Raw genomic sequence first — 17,240 nt, 5'->3', positions numbered from 1 at the left:
GCTGCCTCGAAACAACAGACGATGCAGCCAAGATTAGTTCAGGCTGTCGACCAGCGCGATGGCCGCGCCAATATAATTGTCTGGCGTGAATTGCTTCATTTGCACTTTGGCGTGCGCCGGAACGTCCAGCTTATCGATAAAGGCATGCAGATCGGCTGGGGTAATGCGTTTACCGCGGGTTAGCTCTTTTAGTTTTTCGTAAGGCTTTTCAACGCCATAACGACGCATCACCGTTTGCACCGGTTCAGCCAGCAGTTCCCAGTTTTGATCAAGTTCCTGCAGCAGATTTGCTTCGCTGACTTCCAGTTTGCTGATGCCTTTGAGCGTGGCGTGGTAGGCGATGACCGTGTAACCAAAACCAATCCCCAGATTACGTAACACTGTTGAGTCGGTTAAATCACGCTGCCAGCGCGAAATCGGCAGTTTACTGGCCAAATGTTGGAAAATAGCGTTGGCCAGACCCAGGTTGCCTTCGGAATTTTCGAAGTCAATCGGGTTCACTTTATGCGGCATGGTCGAAGAGCCAATTTCACCGGCGATGGTTTTTTGCTTGAAATGCCCCAGTGCAATATAACCCCAAACGTCGCGGTCAAAATCAATCAGGATGGTGTTAAAACGCGCCACCGCATCAAACAACTCAGCAATGTAATCATGCGGTTCAATTTGGGTAGTGAACGGGTTCCATTCCAGGCCGAGGCTGGTGACAAATTGTTCAGAGATCTGATGCCAGTTTAAATCAGGGTAGGCAGATAAATGCGCGTTGTAGTTACCGACGGCGCCGTTAAATTTGCCCAACATCTGCACAGCAGCAATTTGCTCACGTTGACGCAATAAGCGGATGTAAACGTTGGCCATTTCTTTGCCAAGGGTGGTTGGTGACGCTGGCTGACCATGAGTACGCGCCATCATTGGCATGGTTTTGTAACGAACCGCCAACTCTTTTAACGCGCCAAGTAACTGATCACACAGTGGTAATAACACTTCGTCACGAGCCGTTTTTAACATTAGACCGTGCGATAAGTTATTGATATCTTCAGAAGTACAAGCAAAGTGAATAAACTCGCTGACTGCCGCCAGTTCAGGCACATTAGCAACTTTTTCTTTCAGCAGATATTCAACCGCTTTGACATCGTGGTTGGTGGTGCGCTCAATGTCTTTCACGCGCTGGGCATCTGCCAGGCTGAAATTGTCGACAATTGAATTAAGCAGGGTGTTCGCCTCAGCGCTCAGAGCCGGAACTTCCGCAATACCGGCAATGCCAGCCATTTGCTGTAACCAGCGCACTTCAACAGTGACCCGGTATTTAATCAAACCGAATTCACTGAAAATGTCTCTCAGCTCAACAGTGCGACTGCCGTAACGACCATCGACCGGGGAGATGGCGGTTAATGCGTTCAGTTCCATGGAAACTCCTATGCTTGGGCTAATTGTTGTAAAACGGTTTTCACTTCCTGCAGCAGTTGTTTACGCTGCAGAATAAAATGATATTTGCGGCCACCCGCCTGGCGCCATAGTACTGCAGCGCGGATCGCGGCCAACAGCAATGCGCGGATTTTATGTTGTACCATTGGTTGTTTTAATGCCGCAGGTTGTCCGGCAATTTGAATGCGCTGACCTAATGGGCTGACATGCTCGATATAGATGTCGGCCATGCTCGCCAGAATGGTCTCATCAAGTAATTGAAAATGCTGCAGTTGCTGTTGCAGGCGCTCAATGCGTTTCCCCACGGCCTGCAAACTGTCACCACTTTTTGCCAGTTTACGTTCAAGCGTGATCACCGCCATCGCGTAGCGGGTCAGTTCCAGATCTTTTTTCGGGTTATCGCCAAGCTGCGCTTGCAGTACGTGGTAGCCGCTTTCCAGATTGGCCAGTTTGCCGCCAAAAATATCCACCGGTTCTGCTGCGTCCTGAATGGTGACGCTTTTCAGACATAATTCCAGTTCAGAGTTGTTCGCTTCATCACCGCGGGCGATTTGCTGGACTAAACGAATTGCCTGGCATAAAGCGGCCAGGGCTAAAGTTTGGGTGGTATAAGAAAATTGCATGCTCAGAGTACCGCCTGATCAATAATGCCGCCACCAAGGCAAACATCATCTAAATAAAACACCGCCGATTGACCGGGGGTGACTGCTTTTTGTGGCTGGTCGAATAATACCGTGACGGTGCCGTCGGCATTGGGTGTTAACGTACATTCGATATCATGCTGGCGGTAGCGGGTTTTTACGGTACAGCGCAGCGTAATTGCCGGGCCTTGACGATCAACCCAGTGCAGCTGATCGGCCACCAGACCTTTGGCAAATAAACTTGGATGATCATGGCCTTGCGCCACGATAAGGTGATTATTGACTAAATCTTTGGCCACCACGTACCAAGGATCTTCCGCACCATCTTTTAACCCGCCAATACCCAAGCCTTTGCGCTGACCCAAAGTGTGGTACATCAAGCCTTCATGACGGCCAATGGTATCGCCATCGACAGTGACGATGTCGCCTGGTTGCGCCGGCAGGTATTTTTGCAGGAAGTCTTTAAATTTACGCTCGCCAATAAAACAAATACCGGTGCTGTCTTTTTTATTGGCAGTGATCAAACCTTGTTGTTCGGCGATGGCGCGAACCGCTGGTTTTTCCAGATCGCCAACCGGAAACAAAGTTTGGGCAACATGCTGTTCGCCAATAGTGTAGAGGAAATAACTTTGATCTTTATTGCCATCGAGGCCACGTAATAACTGCCAGTGGCCGTCGACTTCCCGGCGCTGCACATAGTGACCGGTCGCAATATAGTCCGCCGCTAAGGCTTCAGCAGCAAACTCGAGAAAGGCTTTAAATTTGATTTCTTTGTTGCACATGATGTCCGGATTTGGGGTCCGGCCGGCTTTGTATTCTGCCAGGAAATATTCGAATACATTGTCCCAGTATTCGGCGGCAAAATTTACTTTGTGCAGTTTGATGCCAAGCTTGTCACAAACCAGCTGCGCGTCTTTTAAGTCTTCGGCGGCAGCGCAATATTCATCGTTGTCGTCTTCTTCCCAGTTCTTCATAAACAGGCCTTCGACCTGATAACCTTGCTGAAGTAACAAATAGGCCGACACCGACGAATCAACGCCGCCGGACATCCCGACAATGACTTTTTTACTGCTGTTTGCTGACATATTCCTAGCTTCGAGACGAAAACGAGGCGCGGATTATAGCACTGTTTTAGACGCTGACACAGAGCTGACCGGGCTTTTAATCAGCGCTAATGGCAGTCTCACCCCTTGTTGATATTGCAACATAGCATCTGAAACCAGCTGGCTACGCTCAGGCAGTTGATGTTCGGTCAGCTGTTGCAGTGTCAACCAGTGCAGTGCCAGAATATCGGCATCCTGTGGCTGATACGCCACTGACAAGGAGTCAGGTTCAAAGTAAAAGTTGACCCGCACGTAACGGTGACCATTGCCGGCAATCAGTTGCGAAATACCCAGCCAGCCATCTGCTTTTAGCACCAGGCCGGTTTCTTCAAACAATTCCCGCTCCACAGCAGTGATTAAATCTTCGTTGCTTTCGACGTGACCGGCCGGCTGATTCAGTACCAGTTTTTGACTTTGTTTGTCCCGTTCTTCGACCAGTAAGAATTTTCCTTGATATGCGACCACTGCGGCCACGGTTAAATGTAATTGACTCCGGTCCATCGTGATCCTTGTTGGGTTCATTACTTTGCATTTAGTAAGATTGCGTCAAAGTTTTATCATACGGCCAAAACTTATCGCCGGTCCAATTTCTGTCACTGAACTTACAGCCAGCATTTTATGTCGCTTAATTTGTCATTAAAAGCCGATCAAAAACCAGAAAATAACCGCCAACCCCGACATTTTTCACTGAATTTACCGTTTTTTCGAAGTGGTCAGGCCACGAAAGGTTTTGCTCTTTATTTGAAGTCTGTACTATGTGCAGGCTGTTTGATTCATCAGTTGTTCCATATCTGATATCTGCATAGCAAAAGCTTCCGGCATTTGCAGTCACTGCAGCGGTCGCTCTACTGTGGTGGGAACTTAACTGATAAACTTATTCAACAAATCCAGCTGGTATTGGACGGAAATAGCGCCTTGACGCCCCAACTCTTGGTGGTGATATCGCTGTAACTGAAGCCAGTATCGGCATCATTGTTGCTGATCCAGGAAATTACATGACCACTGAAACTTCAAAAATCATCTACACCCAGACTGACGAAGCACCAGCGCTGGCAACCTATTCACTGTTACCGATTGTGCAGACCTTCGCCAAAGCGGCCGGGGTATTGGTTGAAACCCGTGATATTTCGTTGTCTGGCCGTATTATCGCCGCATTCTCTGACTACTTAGCGCCGGCCCAGCAACAGGCTGATGCCTTGGCTGAGTTGGGCCAGTTGGCAACACAACCTGATGCCAACATTATCAAATTGCCAAATATCAGTGCTTCTGTTCCGCAGTTAATTGCTGCCATTAAAGAATTACAGGCCAAAGGTTATGCGCTGCCGGATTATCCGGAAGAAGCCCGCACCGATGCTGAAAAAGACGCTAAAGCACGTTACGACAAAATTAAAGGCAGTGCGGTAAACCCGGTACTGCGTGAAGGTAACTCGGACCGTCGTGCGCCGTTATCGGTCAAGCAATATGCCCGTAAAAACCCACATTCAATGGGCGGTTGGTTATCAACGTCAAAATCTCATGTTGCTCATATGAGCGGCGGTGATTTCTACGGCAGCGAAAAATCAGTGACTGTGCCAAGTGCAACAGCAGTGCGGATTGAGCTGGCGCAAGCCGACGGATCAGTAAAAGTTCTGAAAGAAAAAACCAGTCTGTCAGCAGCAGAAGTGATTGATGCATCGGTATTAAGTGTCAGCGCGTTACGTGAATTTCTGGCGGCTGAAATCAGCAATGCCAAGGCACAAGGTGTACTGTTTTCTGTGCATTTAAAAGCCACCATGATGAAAGTTTCTGATCCGGTGATTTTTGGCCATGTCGTGACGGTATTCTTCGCTGATGTATTCGCGAAACATGCTGCGGTATTAAAAGAATTAGGCGTCGATGTAAACAACGGTTTTGGTGATTTACTGGCGAAAATCCAACAATTACCAGCAGAAAAACGTGCCGAAATCGAAGCGGATATCGCTGCTGTTTACGCCGCACAGCCAGCGTTGGCCATGGTGAATTCTGATAAAGGTATCACCAACCTGCACGTGCCAAGCGATGTAATTATCGATGCTTCGATGCCGGCCGCTATTCGTACTTCTGGCCAAATGTGGGGCCCGGACGGTAAGTTAAAAGATACCAAGTTTGTGATCCCGGACCGCTGTTACGCTGGTGTGTATCAGGAAACCATTAATTTCTGTAAAGAAAACGGTGCTTTTGACCCGAAAACGATGGGCTCAGTACCCAACGTTGGTTTGATGGCGCAAAAAGCTGAAGAATATGGTTCGCATGACAAAACATTTGTCATTCCAGCTGCAGGTACTGTGAATGTGATTGATGCGGCAGGTACAGTACTGATGTCGCACAAAGTAGAAGCAGGTGATATCTGGCGGATGTGCCAGACCAAAGATGCGCCAATTCAGGACTGGGTAAAATTAGCAGTCAGCCGTGCTCGCCTCAGCAACACCCCTGCAATTTTCTGGTTAGATGCAGCGCGTGCCCATGACGCACAGCTGATCACTAAAGTGAACACTTATTTGGCGCAACATGACACTGCTGGTCTTGATATCTCTATCATGACACCAGAGCAGGCGACTAAAGCCAGTCTGGTGCGGATCAAACAAGGTTTGGATACCATTTCTGTGACCGGCAATGTGCTGCGCGATTATCTGACAGATTTGTTCCCAATCCTCGAATTAGGCACCAGTGCGAAAATGTTGTCAGTGGTGCCTCTGATGAACGGCGGTGGTTTGTTCGAGACCGGCGCCGGTGGTTCTGCACCAAAACATGTTGAGCAATTTGTCGAAGAAAACCACTTACGTTGGGATTCTTTAGGCGAATTTCTGGCGTTAGCGGCGTCACTGGAGCATTTAAGCCAGGTTGCCGGTAACAAAGGTGCCAAAGTGTTGGCTGATACTTTGGACGAGGCAACTGCGAAGTTTCTGGATACTGACAAGTCGCCAACCCGTAAATTAGGTCAGCTGGATAACCGTGGCAGTCATTTTTATCTGGCAATGTACTGGGCGCAGGCGTTAGCCGGTCAAAGTGCGGATGCAGCATTGCAACAACGTTTTGCACCATTAGCTGCATCGCTGGTCGAGAACGAAGCGAAAATTGTGCACGAACTGAATTCAGTGCAGGGCAATGCGGTTGATATCGGTGGTTATTACCGGTTAGATGATGCTAAAGCGACAGCAGCGATGCGTCCAAGTGTCACCTTTAATCAGGCTCTCGCAGCAGTGTAAGTTTTGTTAATCGTCATTGACGTTAAATAAAAATCCGGTGGCGACACCGGATTTTTTTATGTTTGTTATTGCGAAATAGCCAATGAAATTGGTACTGGATTCAGTCTCAAACCAAAGTACAGATAAGTAATAGCGGCGAAGACTCAAAGGTCAGCAAAAAAAAAGCGAAACTGAAATGAAATCAGTTTGAATGAGTGTCAGGCAGGTCCCCCTGCATGGCTGCTGCCTGTCACTAACTGGTGCAGTGTTATTCCTGTTTGCCGTCTTCAGGCAGGGCAATATTCACCGCATGCAGGCCTTTGGGGCCCTCTGATAATTCAAAGGTTACATCCTGGCCAGCTTTTAACGTGCGGTAGCCGTCCATGCTAATGGTTGAGTAATGGGCGAAAATGTCTTCGTCACGACCATCTTCACGAATGAACCCAAATCCTTTGGCATTATTAAACCATTTCACTTTACCGGTAGCCATACTACATACTTCCTTCTCTTAGTTAGCTAATTTCTGTATTCTAAGATGACAACGTCAAAGCTTATTCAAGCTCCATTAGTTACTGTAGATAATTTGTTCAGCTAGTCAAGTTTTTTACCGAACTAATCAAGATTGAAAAGCGTAGATATAACCTCCACATCCTTTGATGGATCAACCAGGCGTGACTATAGTTTATGAGCGGCATCAAACAGACCAAAGGACAGGGCGAAGGCTTAGCGGAGTTAATCCGACAGAAAGTTGAACCACCTCCAATGTACAAAGTGGTTCTGCACAATGATGATTACACCCCAATGGATTTTGTCATCGATGTGCTAACCCGTTTTTTTAACCTACAGTATGAACAAGCCAGTGAGATCATGTTAAAGGTGCATTACGAGGGCAAGGCGGTTTGTGGTGTGTTCACTGCTGAAATCGCTGAGACCAAAGTACAACAGGTCAGCAGTTATGCCAAAGAGCACGAGCATCCGTTGCTGTGCACGATGGAAAGGGCTTAGCCGGTACTAATACCTAAAGTCATTGAAGACGCGGCCAACAACCCCGAATCTTCAAGGATGAAAGGTATATCAGTCAGTAACTCAGGTGGATTAGGAGCTGTGCATGTTAAATAAAGATCTTGAGTTGACGCTGAATCTGGCATTTCGGTTTGCCAGGGAACGCCGCCACGAATATATGACCGTCGAACATCTGCTGTTAGCGTTATTAGATAACCCTGCCGCCGGTGAAGCATTAAAATCCTGTGGCGCCAATATCGACCGGCTACGCAGTGAACTTTCAACTTTTATCGATTCAACCACGCCGTTGATCCCAGACGGCGATTTAGATCGTGATACCCAACCAACCCTTGGTTTTCAAAGGGTATTACAACGTGCTGTTTTCCATGTGCAATCTTCCGGCAAAGCCGAAGTAACCGGTGCCAATGTGCTGGTGGCTATTTTCAGTGAACAAGAATCACAAGCGGTTTATTTGCTGAAAAAAATTGATATCAGCCGGCTGGATATTGTGAATTACATTTCACACGGCGTGATTAAAGCTGACAAAATTGAACCTAGCGATGAGCAACATGAAGACTCGTCCGATGTTGGTGTTGAAGATAATAAATACCTTGAGAACTTTACCGCCAATCTGAATGTGCTGGCCAAAAATGGCCAGATTGATCCTTTGGTTGGTCGAGATACCGAGCTGGAACGCACCATTCAGGTGTTATGCCGTCGTAAGAAAAACAATCCGTTATTAGTCGGCGAAGCTGGGGTCGGTAAAACCGCCATTGCTGAAGGTCTGGCGTACCGGATTGTGCAAAATCAGGTGCCGGAAGTGATCGCCAATGCCACCATTTATTCGCTGGATATGGGCGCATTGCTGGCAGGAACTAAATACCGCGGCGACTTTGAAAAACGCCTGAAATCGTTATTAAAAGAAATTGAACGCGAAAAAGACGCGGTGTTATTTATCGATGAAATTCATACCGTGATTGGTGCAGGTGCGGCTTCTGGCGGTGTGATGGACGCGTCCAACTTAATTAAACCGTTATTATCGAGCGGTCGATTACGTTGTATTGGTTCCACCACCTATCAGGAATTTAAAAGTATTTTCGAAAAAGATACTGCTTTGGTGCGGCGCTTTCAGAAAATTGATATTACTGAGCCAAGCGTTGATGACACCACGCAAATTCTGCAAGGCCTGAAAGAACGCTACGAAGCGCACCATGGCGTGCGTTACACCCAAAAAGCCTTGCGGGCGGCGGCAGAGTTGTCGGCAAAGTACATCAACGAGCGGCATCTGCCAGACAAAGCTATTGATGTGATCGATGAAGCAGGTGCCAGCCAGCGTCTGTTACCGCTCTCAAAACGCAAAAAAGTCATCAACGTGCCTGAGATAGAGCATGTCATTGCCAAAATGGCGCGTATTCCGGAAAAGTCGGTCTCTGCTTCGGACAAAGACGTACTGGCCAATTTAGACCGCAATTTAAAACTGGTGGTATTTGGTCAGAACGAGCCAATTGAAGTGCTGACTTCGGCGATTCGGCTATCGCGCTCTGGTCTTGGCAATGAAGAAAAGCCGATTGGTAATTTTCTGTTTGCCGGCCCGACCGGGGTTGGTAAAACCGAAGTCACCAAACAACTGGCAAAAATCATGGGCGTGGAGCTGCTGCGTTTTGATATGTCCGAGTATATGGAGCGGCATTCGATCAGCAGACTGATTGGCGCGCCTCCTGGCTACGTAGGATTTGATCAGGGCGGCTTGTTAACTGATGCCGTGTCGAAACATCCATATTCAGTAGTGTTACTGGATGAAATCGAAAAAGCCCATTCTGATATTTACAACATTTTGTTGCAGGTGATGGACCACGGTACATTAACCGACAACAACGGCCGTAAAATTGATTTTCGTAATGTCGTGCTGGTGATGACCACCAATGCCGGCGTGCAGGAAACAGTGCGTAAAACTATCGGCTTTAAACAACAAGACCATAGCTTTGATGCGTTGAAGGAAATTAACCGGACTTTTAGCCCGGAGTTTCGGAACCGGCTCGATGGCATCATTTGGTTCAAGCATTTGTCGCGCGATATTATTCTGCAGATTGTCGATAAGTTTATTTGTGATTTGCAAGTACAGCTGGATAAAAAGCAAGTATCGATGGAATTGTCATCCGCTGCACGCGCTTGGTTAGCTGATAAAGGTTATGACCAAGCCATGGGCGCCAGACCAATGGCCCGGGTGATCCAGGAGCAGCTGAAAAAGCCGTTGGCCAATGAAATTTTGTTCGGACGGTTATTGCACGGTGGGGATGTCAGAATTGATTTGGTGGATAACGAACTGAGTTTTGATTATCTGGATTCGGCAGTACCTGCCTAGTCATATACCCGCCATCCTTGAAGATGCGGGGTTGTTGCCATCGTTAATTCGCCGCAGTCACATAGTTCACTATGCTCCTGCGGTCTCATTCACTCGTCGCGGTTCCACCGTGGCCATCCCGCATCTTCAATGATTTTGGGTATAGCGCTAGCCATAGAGATGATAAAAAACGATTAGCTTAAATCATAAGCTAATCGTTCTTTTTGCATTATTTCGTTGCAGTATTTCTTAGCAGTGTCGCTGTTGAACCACTGAAAAAAACAAACAAAAAAACACCCGGTGATGCCGGGTGTTTTTTTACGTTAGTGCAGCTTAGTTTGTTTTATGCAACAGTGACCAAGCTTTATCCACTTAACGTTGACGGAATACGATCCGACCCTTGGTCAAATCGTATGGCGTCAGTTCTACAGTGACTTTATCGCCGGTCAGAATACGGATGTAGTTTTTCCGCATTTTACCCGAAATGTGCGCGATAACCACGTGACCATTTTCGAGTTCGACCCGGAACATTGTATTTGGCAAGGTATCCAAAATTGTGCCTTGCATTTCAATCACGTCTTCTTTCGCCATGCAGCGTACGAGCCCCTTTAGAAAAATATGTTTAAACTGGAAAAAAACTGCGCAGATTGTGCCGAAATCACGAGGATAAGTAAAGCAACTCGGGTCTTTTTAATCAAAAGACTGCCAATTACCTGCGATCAGCCGTTGTTGTGGACCAAAATCAGCTTTATAGGCCATTTTTTGGCATTCTAAAATGTAGTAGCCAAGATATAACTGAGCCAAAGGCTGGGCGGCGAGGTAATCAAGTGCCGCCAGAATGGCTAACTTCCCAAGTGCTAACTTGCTGTCTGGCTGATAGAAACTATAAACCGCTGACAAGCCATCCGGTAATTGATCAAGGATCATCACGCCGACGAGCTGCTCTTGCTGATATTGCTCCAATACCAGGATATCCAGCCAGTCGCAGTGAAACATCGAGTACAAATGCTCCGGATCCGGCGGATCCATGACGCCGCCTGCATGTTTACCCCGAATATATTGCTGATATAAATCAAGATATTGCATGCCATCGCCAGCTGATATTACCCGATAATGCCACTGGGCTTTTTTGGCTTTGTTCAGTAATTTACGCTGCGAAGTGCTGATCACAAAATGCTCAGCTGCAATACGTACCGCTTGGCAAGCCTGGCAACTACTGCAATAAGGCCGGTAGAGCTGCTGGCCGGTACGACGGAAATTGTAGTTCATCAGTTGTTGATACACTGCCGGGCTCAGCGGTTGATCGGGTAGGGTAAATACCAACCGTTCGGACTGTTCAGCTAAATAACTACAGTCGTGTTCACCAGTGAGACCTAACTGAATTTGGCGTAAATCCATCAGTGAAATTCCAATACAGCCGGTTCCCAGGCGGTTGTGGGAACAGGCGCATCACGCAATTGCTGCAGCAACTTCAGATACTTGGCTTTGGGTAACGGCTGAACCCCCAATTGCAATAAAAACGGATTGGGCATCTGGCAGTCAATCCAGCCTTCAGAGTAACCGGATAATTGTTGTTGCAACATACAAAGTGCCAATTTTGCCGTGTTCGGTTGCAGATTAAACATCGACTCACCACAAAATAAACCACCGATCACCACACCGTATAAACCACCAACCAACTGACTATCGCGCCAGACTTCAATACTGTGCGCCAGACCCACCTGATGTAATGCCAGATAGGCTTGCTGCATGTCACCGACAATCCAGGTACCAGCTTGGTTGCGCCGTGGTAATGCAGCGCAATGGGCAATGACCTGCGCAAAAGCTAAATTCCGGCTGTAGTGAAATTGTTGTTGTTTTTGATATTTACGCAGGCTGCGATTAAGCTGCAATTCGCCGGGCGCAAACACGGCTCGGGTGGATGGCGACCACCACAAGAGTGGATCGCCATCGCTAAACCAGGGAAAGATGCCGCTGCGATAAGCCTGATGTAACCGTGCCACCGATAAATCGCCGCCCATCGCCAGTAAACCGTCTGGGTTTTTCAGCGTCGAGTGTAGCGGCGGAAACCACAGTGGATCCGCCGTCAACTCAGGGAGATAAATAGCCATCGGCCTCCAGGCGTTGCGCGAAAGGCAATTATTTGGCCAGAGCGTCCAAATAACGTTCGGCATCAAGTGCGGCCATACAACCGGTGCCGGCTGAAGTAATGGCCTGACGGTAAATATGATCCGACACATCACCTGCCGCAAACACACCTTCGATGCTGGTCTGAGTGGCGTTGCCTTCGATACCGCTTTTCACCATCAGGTAACCGCCTTTCATCTCCAGCTGACCGGCAAAAATGTCGGTATTTGGCTGGTGACCGATAGCGATAAACACGCCTTGCAGTGCCAATTCTTCATCACTTTCGCCTTTGGTCGATGTCAAACGCACGCCGGTGACGCCCATATCATCGCCCAGCACTTCATCTAATTGGCGATGGGTGTGCAACACGATATTGCCAGTGGCAACTTTGGCGTTTAAGCGGTCCACCAGAATTTTCTCTGCTTTGAAGCTGTCACGACGGTGAATTAAATGCACTTCAGCCGCGATGTTTGACAAATACAGTGCTTCTTCAACGGCGGTATTACCACCACCAACAACAGCAACTTTTTGATTGCGATAGAAAAAGCCGTCACAAGTTGCACAAGCAGACACACCACGGCCACTGAATTTTTGTTCAGATTCCAAGCCCAGATATTTAGCCGAAGCGCCGGTGGCGATAATCAGCGCATCACAGGTATAAACACCATTGTCACCGGTCAGTGTAAAAGGTCGCTGTTTCAGGTCAACTGTGTGGATATGGTCGAAAATAATTTGGGTATTAAAGGTTTCAGCATGTTCGCGCATCCGTTCCATCAGCGCCGGGCCGGTCAGACCATGTGGGTCACCTGGCCAGTTTTCCACTTCTGTGGTGGTGGTCAACTGACCGCCTTGCTGCATACCGGTGATCAATACCGGATTTAAATTGGCACGGGCGGCATAGACCGCAGCCGTATAACCGGCAGGGCCAGAGCCCAGAATCATTAAACGGCTGTGTTGTGGATTTGACATAAAAACTCCGGAAGGTCTGCAAAATTAAGTTATTACCCGCTTAGATGGGGCGATTTTATGGGATTGCAACGGTTGGCGAAAGTAAGCGGACGAAATTAATTGGCTGAACCTGTAAAGCGGGCTTTGCTGTGCTAAGGTGAAACGGGTTGTCCCATGAATCGGGTTATACCCTTCATCCTTGAAGATTCGGGGTTGTTGGCCGCGTGCTCTCGCTGGAGCGCCAGCGCGGCCAGTCGCATAGAACAGCTATGCTCCCGGGTCGGGCTGGCGTTCCAGGCTCGGTCACTTGCCGCCTACCCGAATCTTCAAGGATTTTGGGTATATTGCATGAATCGGGAAGTTTAATGTTGTGTTGCGGCCTGGTCGGTTTGGGCTGGCTGGTTCTGGAAAGACATGCGGAGGTCATGCTGAATTCTCATCGCCCGGCTCTGAGCTGGAGCCAAAAGCTGTTTTATCTGCTGATCACACTGACTTTTTATACTTCAGCGGCTTTCGGCTATACCGAATTTAAACGCATTGGCGTCGATGACGGCTTGCCCAACGCCACTATTTATAGCGTGGCGCAGGATCAACATGGTTATATCTGGCTGACATCAACCAATTCCGGGCTATTAAGATACGATGGTTATAGTTTTTCTGAGTTTCCGATACTGACCGTTAGTGAAATGCAGCATCTTGGCCATCAGGATGTTGGGGTGTTACTGATTGATCGGAAAAATAATATCTGGGCCGGCACCTGGGGTTATGGACTGAGCCGGATTGATGCCGTCACCGGCCAATTGAGCCGTTATGTCGTGGATAAAAATTCTGATCAAGGTATTGCCGGCATGCAGGTGCAGGCGCTGTTTCAGGATCAAGCTGGTAATTTGTGGATTGGTACCACCAGCGGCCTGAACCGACTGAGCCCGGATGGCAAAATGACGCAAATCGGTGCTGCTAATTCACTCCAACCACTGCAGCATCAGCGGATCTGGAGTCTGCAGCAAACCGCTGATGGCACTATCTGGATTGGGACGGCCGAAGGTTTACATTGCTGGCGTGAACAAACCGGCTTGTGTCCGGTTGTGTTGCCATATGCCAACGCGGCTGTAGGTAGCCGTGATAATGAGATCCGGGCTCTGATCACCAAACAAAATACCCTGTGGATTGGTACCCGATTAGGTTTATTCAGTCTGGATGCGACAACCGATGACATCAGCCCGGCACCTGTTGCTGACTCGATGACCACACCGATCATCAATCATTTGTTGTTTGATACCGATGGCAATTTATTGCTTGGCACCTACAACGGTCTGTTTCGTTATAATCCGCAGCAGCAAAAGTTTCTGAAATTCCGCAGACAAGATTCATTATTACCCACGGTGAATGTGCGTTCGATGTTTATCGACCGTACCGGTGTATTGTGGCTGGGATCCCGTGAAAATGGCTTATTTTATGCCAGACACAGTGCTTCGGCATTTTCGTCGTTAACATCTTTGTTGCCGGGCGAACAAGCCGAGGATTTGAGTTTTACCGTGACCTCGGTATTCAACCAAGGCGATTTGTTATGGCTTGGCAGCGCTGAATATCTGTACCGGATTGATCGTAAATTGGAGAAGATGCAGCGTTACCAGACGTCAGGTCGGGTAAATACTATTCGTAGTGACAATCAGGGGCGGGTATTCGCAGCCACTGATGTTGGCTTATTTCGTTATGAGCCGGCATCGGATCAACTGCAGCGTGTGGATCAGCCATTTACGCTTGCTAAAGCCAGAAATGACAATATTCGCGATCTGATTATTAATGACCAAGGCCAGTTCTGGTTTGGCTTATGGGGTGAAGGCATCCTGTTTTGGGATCCGGCCACCCAACAAACAAAGCTGCTATTAAGTGACGTGATGCGGCAAAAAGTAGGTGATGCAGTACAGGCTTTGTATCAGAAGGGCGACTTTTTGTGGGTCGGCACCCGCTATTCCGGCTTGTTTCAGATCTCCACCAGCACCGGCGAGTTACGTCACATCAGTGAGGACAAAACGTCCGGATTATCGTTACCAAGTCAGGATGTCCAATGTGTTGAACCGGGGCCAGCCGACAGTATTTTGATCTGTACCGAGCAAGGTTTGGTGGTGTATCAACCGCAAACGTTAACCCAGCAGTTGTGGGATGGGCGATCCGGCCTGTTAACCCAAAATATCGTCGGCGCGCATACCGATGCCGACAGCAACGTTTGGTTGTTGTCGGCCAAAGGTCTGACGCTGAAACCAGCCGGTAGTTCGCGTTTTATTACCTTTACCCGCCAGGATGGCCTGGTGGCGACGGAGCTGGTGTTTAAAGCTATTTTTAATGACCAGAGTGGCACAATTTTTCTTGGAACCATCGCCGGCCTTGCGATTGTTGAACCCAAATTGTTGTGGGTTAATGAATTGTCGCCGACGGTCGCGGTGCCTGAAATTTTAATTAACCATCAACCGTTGCCGATGCTGGCGCACAGCAATGACTGGCCGGCTATTGTGCTGAAACCGACTGACAGTAGCGTTGAGTTTAAATTTGCCAGCCTTGATTATCATGATGTCAGCCGCAATCAGTTTTTATACCGGTTGCGTGGCTTTGATCCGGACTGGATTTTACAATCCGATAAACGCGCCGCCTATTATTCAAATTTACCGGCCGGCGACTATGTATTGGAAGTCAAAGGCTCCAACAATCACGGTTTGTTTAGTGATAAAACCGTCGAAATTCAGCTGCAGGTGCTGCCGCCCTGGTGGCAATACCGCACCGTGCAGGTGCTGATGGGCATCATCACCTTGCTGTTAATCCTTGCCGGGCATCAATACCGGTTGCGGCATGTCCGGCAAATCAATCGTTTATTGCAAAACTCGGTACAGGAGCGTGCTAAAGCACAGCTGATCCTCGAAACTAAAGTCGCCGAACGAACCAGTGCGCTGGAAGAAAGCTCGTTAACGCTATCGCTGCGCAGTAAGCAGTTAGAAAAAAGTCTGCAGGAAGTGGCTAAAGCCAACCGTGAGCTGAAACGGCTCGACAAGCTCAAAGATGAATTTATTTCAGTGGTGTCGCATGAACTGCGTACGCCGTTAACCTCCATTCGTGGTGCTGTTGGCTTAATCGCGCAGCGGGTGGTGGAGCCGGGATCTGATCCATATCAGTTGTTAATTCAAACTGCCGTTAATAATTGCGAAAGATTATCAAGTATTATCAATGATTTGCTTGATGTTCAAAAATTTGAAGCCGGCAAGTTTGTGCTGCAATTAAAGCCGGTTGATTTGGTCGATTTAGTGCAGCAGGCGATCAGCGCCAGCAATGCTTATGCCCATAAGTACCAGGTTAGTGTGACGTTGCAGGCCGATCTGGCGATGCCGTTGACGGTGAATGTTGATGCATTGCGGATTCGGCAGGTGGTCGATAATTTATTGTCAAACGCTATTAAATTTTCGCATCAGGGCGGCGCAGTGTTAGTGGAGCTCAGTGGCGACGAGCAGCAGGTTAAAGTCGCCATCACTGATCAGGGGGTCGGTATTCCGGAGTCTTTTCATCAGCGGGTGTTTGATAAGTTTAGTCAGGCTGATGCATCAGATAGCCGTACCCAGGAAGGTACCGGGCTTGGCTTGACCATTTGCAAAAAGATTATTGAAAGCCATCAAGGGCAAATTGGTTTTGTCAGTCAGGAGCAGCAGGGCAGCTGTTTTTGGGTGACGCTGCCGCGTCTGGCGAGTTTACCCTGAACTCCTACCCTAAATACCTGGCAGGCGTTAAAGCACATAAAAGTAAATAGACACGAAATGACAAACGCTGCCAGCGACCACCCACAGATGCCAGATCACATGATGCAAAAACAACGAATGCCAGAGGTAAAAAATCACCCCGAACGTATAACACAAACCACCGGCCAGTAACCACCACAGGCCTTCGGCAGGCACCGTTTGCATCAGCGGATTGGCGGCAACTAACGCCAGCCAGCCCATTACCAGATAAAGCACCAGACTGAGTTTCTGAAATTTAAGATGGGCGACAAACTCCAGCAACACGCCGATGATGGCCACGCCCCAAACGACTGCAACCAGCCAGAAACCCCAGCTGTCGCGTAAACTGATAAGAGTAAAAGGTGTATAACTACCGGCAATCAGCACGTAGATGGCGGCGTGATCAAGTTTTCGCCACAAGGCTTTGCGTGCTGGCTGCACCGAGCCGTGGTAGCAGCTTGATGACAAATACAATAAAAATAAACTCAGACCAAATGCCAGACTGGCAAATAGTGCTTGCCCACCCAGATGCCAGCTTTTGGCGACCAGTAGACCACAACCGACTAAACTCAGGGCCGCTGCAGCGGCGTGACTGAGGCAATGCAGTTGTTCTTCCGTTGGGTGGTAAGTTTTTTCAGTAGTGCTCATTTGGGATCCGTTGCTGCAGAATGAAACTCATCATACCACTGTTGTTC

At 48.4% G+C, this 17,240-nt stretch carries 14 protein-coding genes; 4 read left to right on the top strand and 10 right to left on the bottom strand.

From position 1 onward, the window contains the following. Window positions 1-33: 33 nt before the first annotated feature. Genes purB through A5320_RS08600 form a run of 4 tightly spaced genes read right to left on the bottom strand, consistent with a single transcriptional unit; the run spans window position 34 to window position 3,667 of the window. Window positions 34-1,404, bottom strand: coding sequence for an adenylosuccinate lyase (purB, locus tag A5320_RS08615; protein ID WP_068063515.1), 1,371 nt, complete (start codon window positions 1,402-1,404; stop codon window positions 34-36). An 8-nt stretch (window positions 1,405-1,412) separates the two neighbouring features. Next, on the bottom strand, window positions 1,413-2,045 hold the full coding sequence (gene hflD / locus A5320_RS08610) for a high frequency lysogenization protein HflD (protein WP_068063513.1): 633 nt from the start codon (window positions 2,043-2,045) through the stop codon (window positions 1,413-1,415). 2 nt (window positions 2,046-2,047) lie between these two features. Continuing rightward, on the bottom strand, window positions 2,048-3,148 hold the full coding sequence (mnmA, locus tag A5320_RS08605) for a tRNA 2-thiouridine(34) synthase MnmA (RefSeq protein WP_068063511.1): 1,101 nt from the start codon (window positions 3,146-3,148) through the stop codon (window positions 2,048-2,050). A 33-nt stretch (window positions 3,149-3,181) separates the two neighbouring features. After that, window positions 3,182-3,667, bottom strand: coding sequence for an NUDIX domain-containing protein (locus A5320_RS08600; RefSeq protein ID WP_068063510.1), 486 nt, complete (start codon window positions 3,665-3,667; stop codon window positions 3,182-3,184). A gap of 494 nt (window positions 3,668-4,161) precedes the next feature. On the opposite strand from A5320_RS08600, the gene A5320_RS08595 reads away from it, so the two are divergent. Next, complete coding sequence (locus A5320_RS08595) at window positions 4,162-6,390, top strand: NADP-dependent isocitrate dehydrogenase (RefSeq protein ID WP_068063508.1); 2,229 nt, start codon at window positions 4,162-4,164, stop codon at window positions 6,388-6,390. Window positions 6,391-6,637: 247 nt separating this feature from the next. On the opposite strand, the gene cspD is transcribed toward A5320_RS08595, so the two are convergent. After that, window positions 6,638-6,859, bottom strand: coding sequence for a cold shock domain-containing protein CspD (gene cspD, locus A5320_RS08590; RefSeq protein WP_068063506.1), 222 nt, complete (start codon window positions 6,857-6,859; stop codon window positions 6,638-6,640). Between the two features lie 194 nt (window positions 6,860-7,053). Between cspD and clpS the strand changes: the two genes are divergently transcribed. After that, the gene (gene clpS, locus A5320_RS08585) at window positions 7,054-7,374 is read left to right on the top strand and encodes an ATP-dependent Clp protease adapter ClpS (protein WP_068063505.1); all 321 of its coding nucleotides are present in this window, start codon (window positions 7,054-7,056) and stop codon (window positions 7,372-7,374) included. Between the two features lie 103 nt (window positions 7,375-7,477). Continuing rightward, a complete protein-coding gene (gene clpA / locus A5320_RS08580) occupies window positions 7,478-9,733 on the top strand; it encodes an ATP-dependent Clp protease ATP-binding subunit ClpA (protein ID WP_068063504.1) in 2,256 nt (751 codons plus the stop codon). A 351-nt stretch (window positions 9,734-10,084) separates the two neighbouring features. Here the strand turns inward: clpA and infA are convergent, their stop codons facing one another. The 4 genes from infA to trxB form a co-directional block, all read right to left on the bottom strand. Further along, window positions 10,085-10,303, bottom strand: a complete 219-nt coding sequence (gene infA / locus A5320_RS08575; protein ID WP_068063502.1) for a translation initiation factor IF-1 — start codon at window positions 10,301-10,303, stop codon at window positions 10,085-10,087. A 99-nt stretch (window positions 10,304-10,402) separates the two neighbouring features. Next, on the bottom strand, window positions 10,403-11,110 hold the full coding sequence (locus tag A5320_RS08570; RefSeq protein ID WP_068063499.1) for an arginyltransferase: 708 nt from the start codon (window positions 11,108-11,110) through the stop codon (window positions 10,403-10,405). Beyond that, window positions 11,110-11,823: a leucyl/phenylalanyl-tRNA--protein transferase gene (gene aat, locus A5320_RS08565; RefSeq protein WP_068063497.1), complete on the bottom strand. Its 714-nt coding sequence runs from the start codon at window positions 11,821-11,823 to the stop codon at window positions 11,110-11,112. Before aat ends, A5320_RS08570 begins: the two co-directional genes overlap by 1 nt. A 28-nt stretch (window positions 11,824-11,851) precedes the next feature. Beyond that, window positions 11,852-12,808 (bottom strand): thioredoxin-disulfide reductase, encoded by a 957-nt coding sequence (trxB, locus tag A5320_RS08560; protein WP_068063495.1) that lies wholly within the window; start codon window positions 12,806-12,808, stop codon window positions 11,852-11,854. A 404-nt stretch (window positions 12,809-13,212) separates the two neighbouring features. Between trxB and A5320_RS08555 the strand changes: the two genes are divergently transcribed. Next, window positions 13,213-16,527 (top strand): sensor histidine kinase, encoded by a 3,315-nt coding sequence (locus tag A5320_RS08555; protein ID WP_197490042.1) that lies wholly within the window; start codon window positions 13,213-13,215, stop codon window positions 16,525-16,527. Between the two features lie 27 nt (window positions 16,528-16,554). On the opposite strand, the gene trhA is transcribed toward A5320_RS08555, so the two are convergent. After that, entirely contained in the window at window positions 16,555-17,193 is a 639-nt protein-coding gene (trhA, locus tag A5320_RS08550; RefSeq protein WP_068063491.1) for a PAQR family membrane homeostasis protein TrhA, read from the bottom strand. Window positions 17,194-17,240 lie beyond the last annotated feature (47 nt).

The sequence above is a fragment of the Rheinheimera sp. SA_1 genome, assembly GCF_001669775.1.
Taxonomy (GTDB): Bacteria; Pseudomonadota; Gammaproteobacteria; order Enterobacterales; family Alteromonadaceae; genus Pararheinheimera.
Note: the sequence above shows the minus strand (reverse complement) of the source record. Positions and strands in the feature narration are given on the sequence as shown.

What these genes read in the sequence shown, in the direction of transcription:
- A5320_RS08595 (WP_068063508.1), top strand. Translation starts at nt 4,162, where the DNA reads ATGACCACTGAAACTTCAAAAATCATCTACACCCAGACTGACGAAGCA.
- A5320_RS08570 (WP_068063499.1), bottom strand. Translation starts at nt 11,110, where the DNA reads ATGGATTTACGCCAAATTCAGTTAGGTCTCACTGGTGAACACGACTGT.
- trxB (WP_068063495.1), bottom strand. Translation starts at nt 12,808, where the DNA reads ATGTCAAATCCACAACACAGCCGTTTAATGATTCTGGGCTCTGGCCCT.
- cspD (WP_068063506.1), bottom strand. Translation starts at nt 6,859, where the DNA reads ATGGCTACCGGTAAAGTGAAATGGTTTAATAATGCCAAAGGATTTGGG.
- mnmA (WP_068063511.1), bottom strand. Translation starts at nt 3,148, where the DNA reads ATGTCAGCAAACAGCAGTAAAAAAGTCATTGTCGGGATGTCCGGCGGC.
- infA (WP_068063502.1), bottom strand. Translation starts at nt 10,303, where the DNA reads ATGGCGAAAGAAGACGTGATTGAAATGCAAGGCACAATTTTGGATACC.
- A5320_RS08600 (WP_068063510.1), bottom strand. Translation starts at nt 3,667, where the DNA reads ATGGACCGGAGTCAATTACATTTAACCGTGGCCGCAGTGGTCGCATAT.
- hflD (WP_068063513.1), bottom strand. Translation starts at nt 2,045, where the DNA reads ATGCAATTTTCTTATACCACCCAAACTTTAGCCCTGGCCGCTTTATGC.
- aat (WP_068063497.1), bottom strand. Translation starts at nt 11,823, where the DNA reads ATGGCTATTTATCTCCCTGAGTTGACGGCGGATCCACTGTGGTTTCCG.
- purB (WP_068063515.1), bottom strand. Translation starts at nt 1,404, where the DNA reads ATGGAACTGAACGCATTAACCGCCATCTCCCCGGTCGATGGTCGTTAC.
- clpA (WP_068063504.1), top strand. Translation starts at nt 7,478, where the DNA reads ATGTTAAATAAAGATCTTGAGTTGACGCTGAATCTGGCATTTCGGTTT.
- A5320_RS08555 (WP_197490042.1), top strand. Translation starts at nt 13,213, where the DNA reads ATGCTGAATTCTCATCGCCCGGCTCTGAGCTGGAGCCAAAAGCTGTTT.
- clpS (WP_068063505.1), top strand. Translation starts at nt 7,054, where the DNA reads ATGAGCGGCATCAAACAGACCAAAGGACAGGGCGAAGGCTTAGCGGAG.
- trhA (WP_068063491.1), bottom strand. Translation starts at nt 17,193, where the DNA reads ATGAGCACTACTGAAAAAACTTACCACCCAACGGAAGAACAACTGCAT.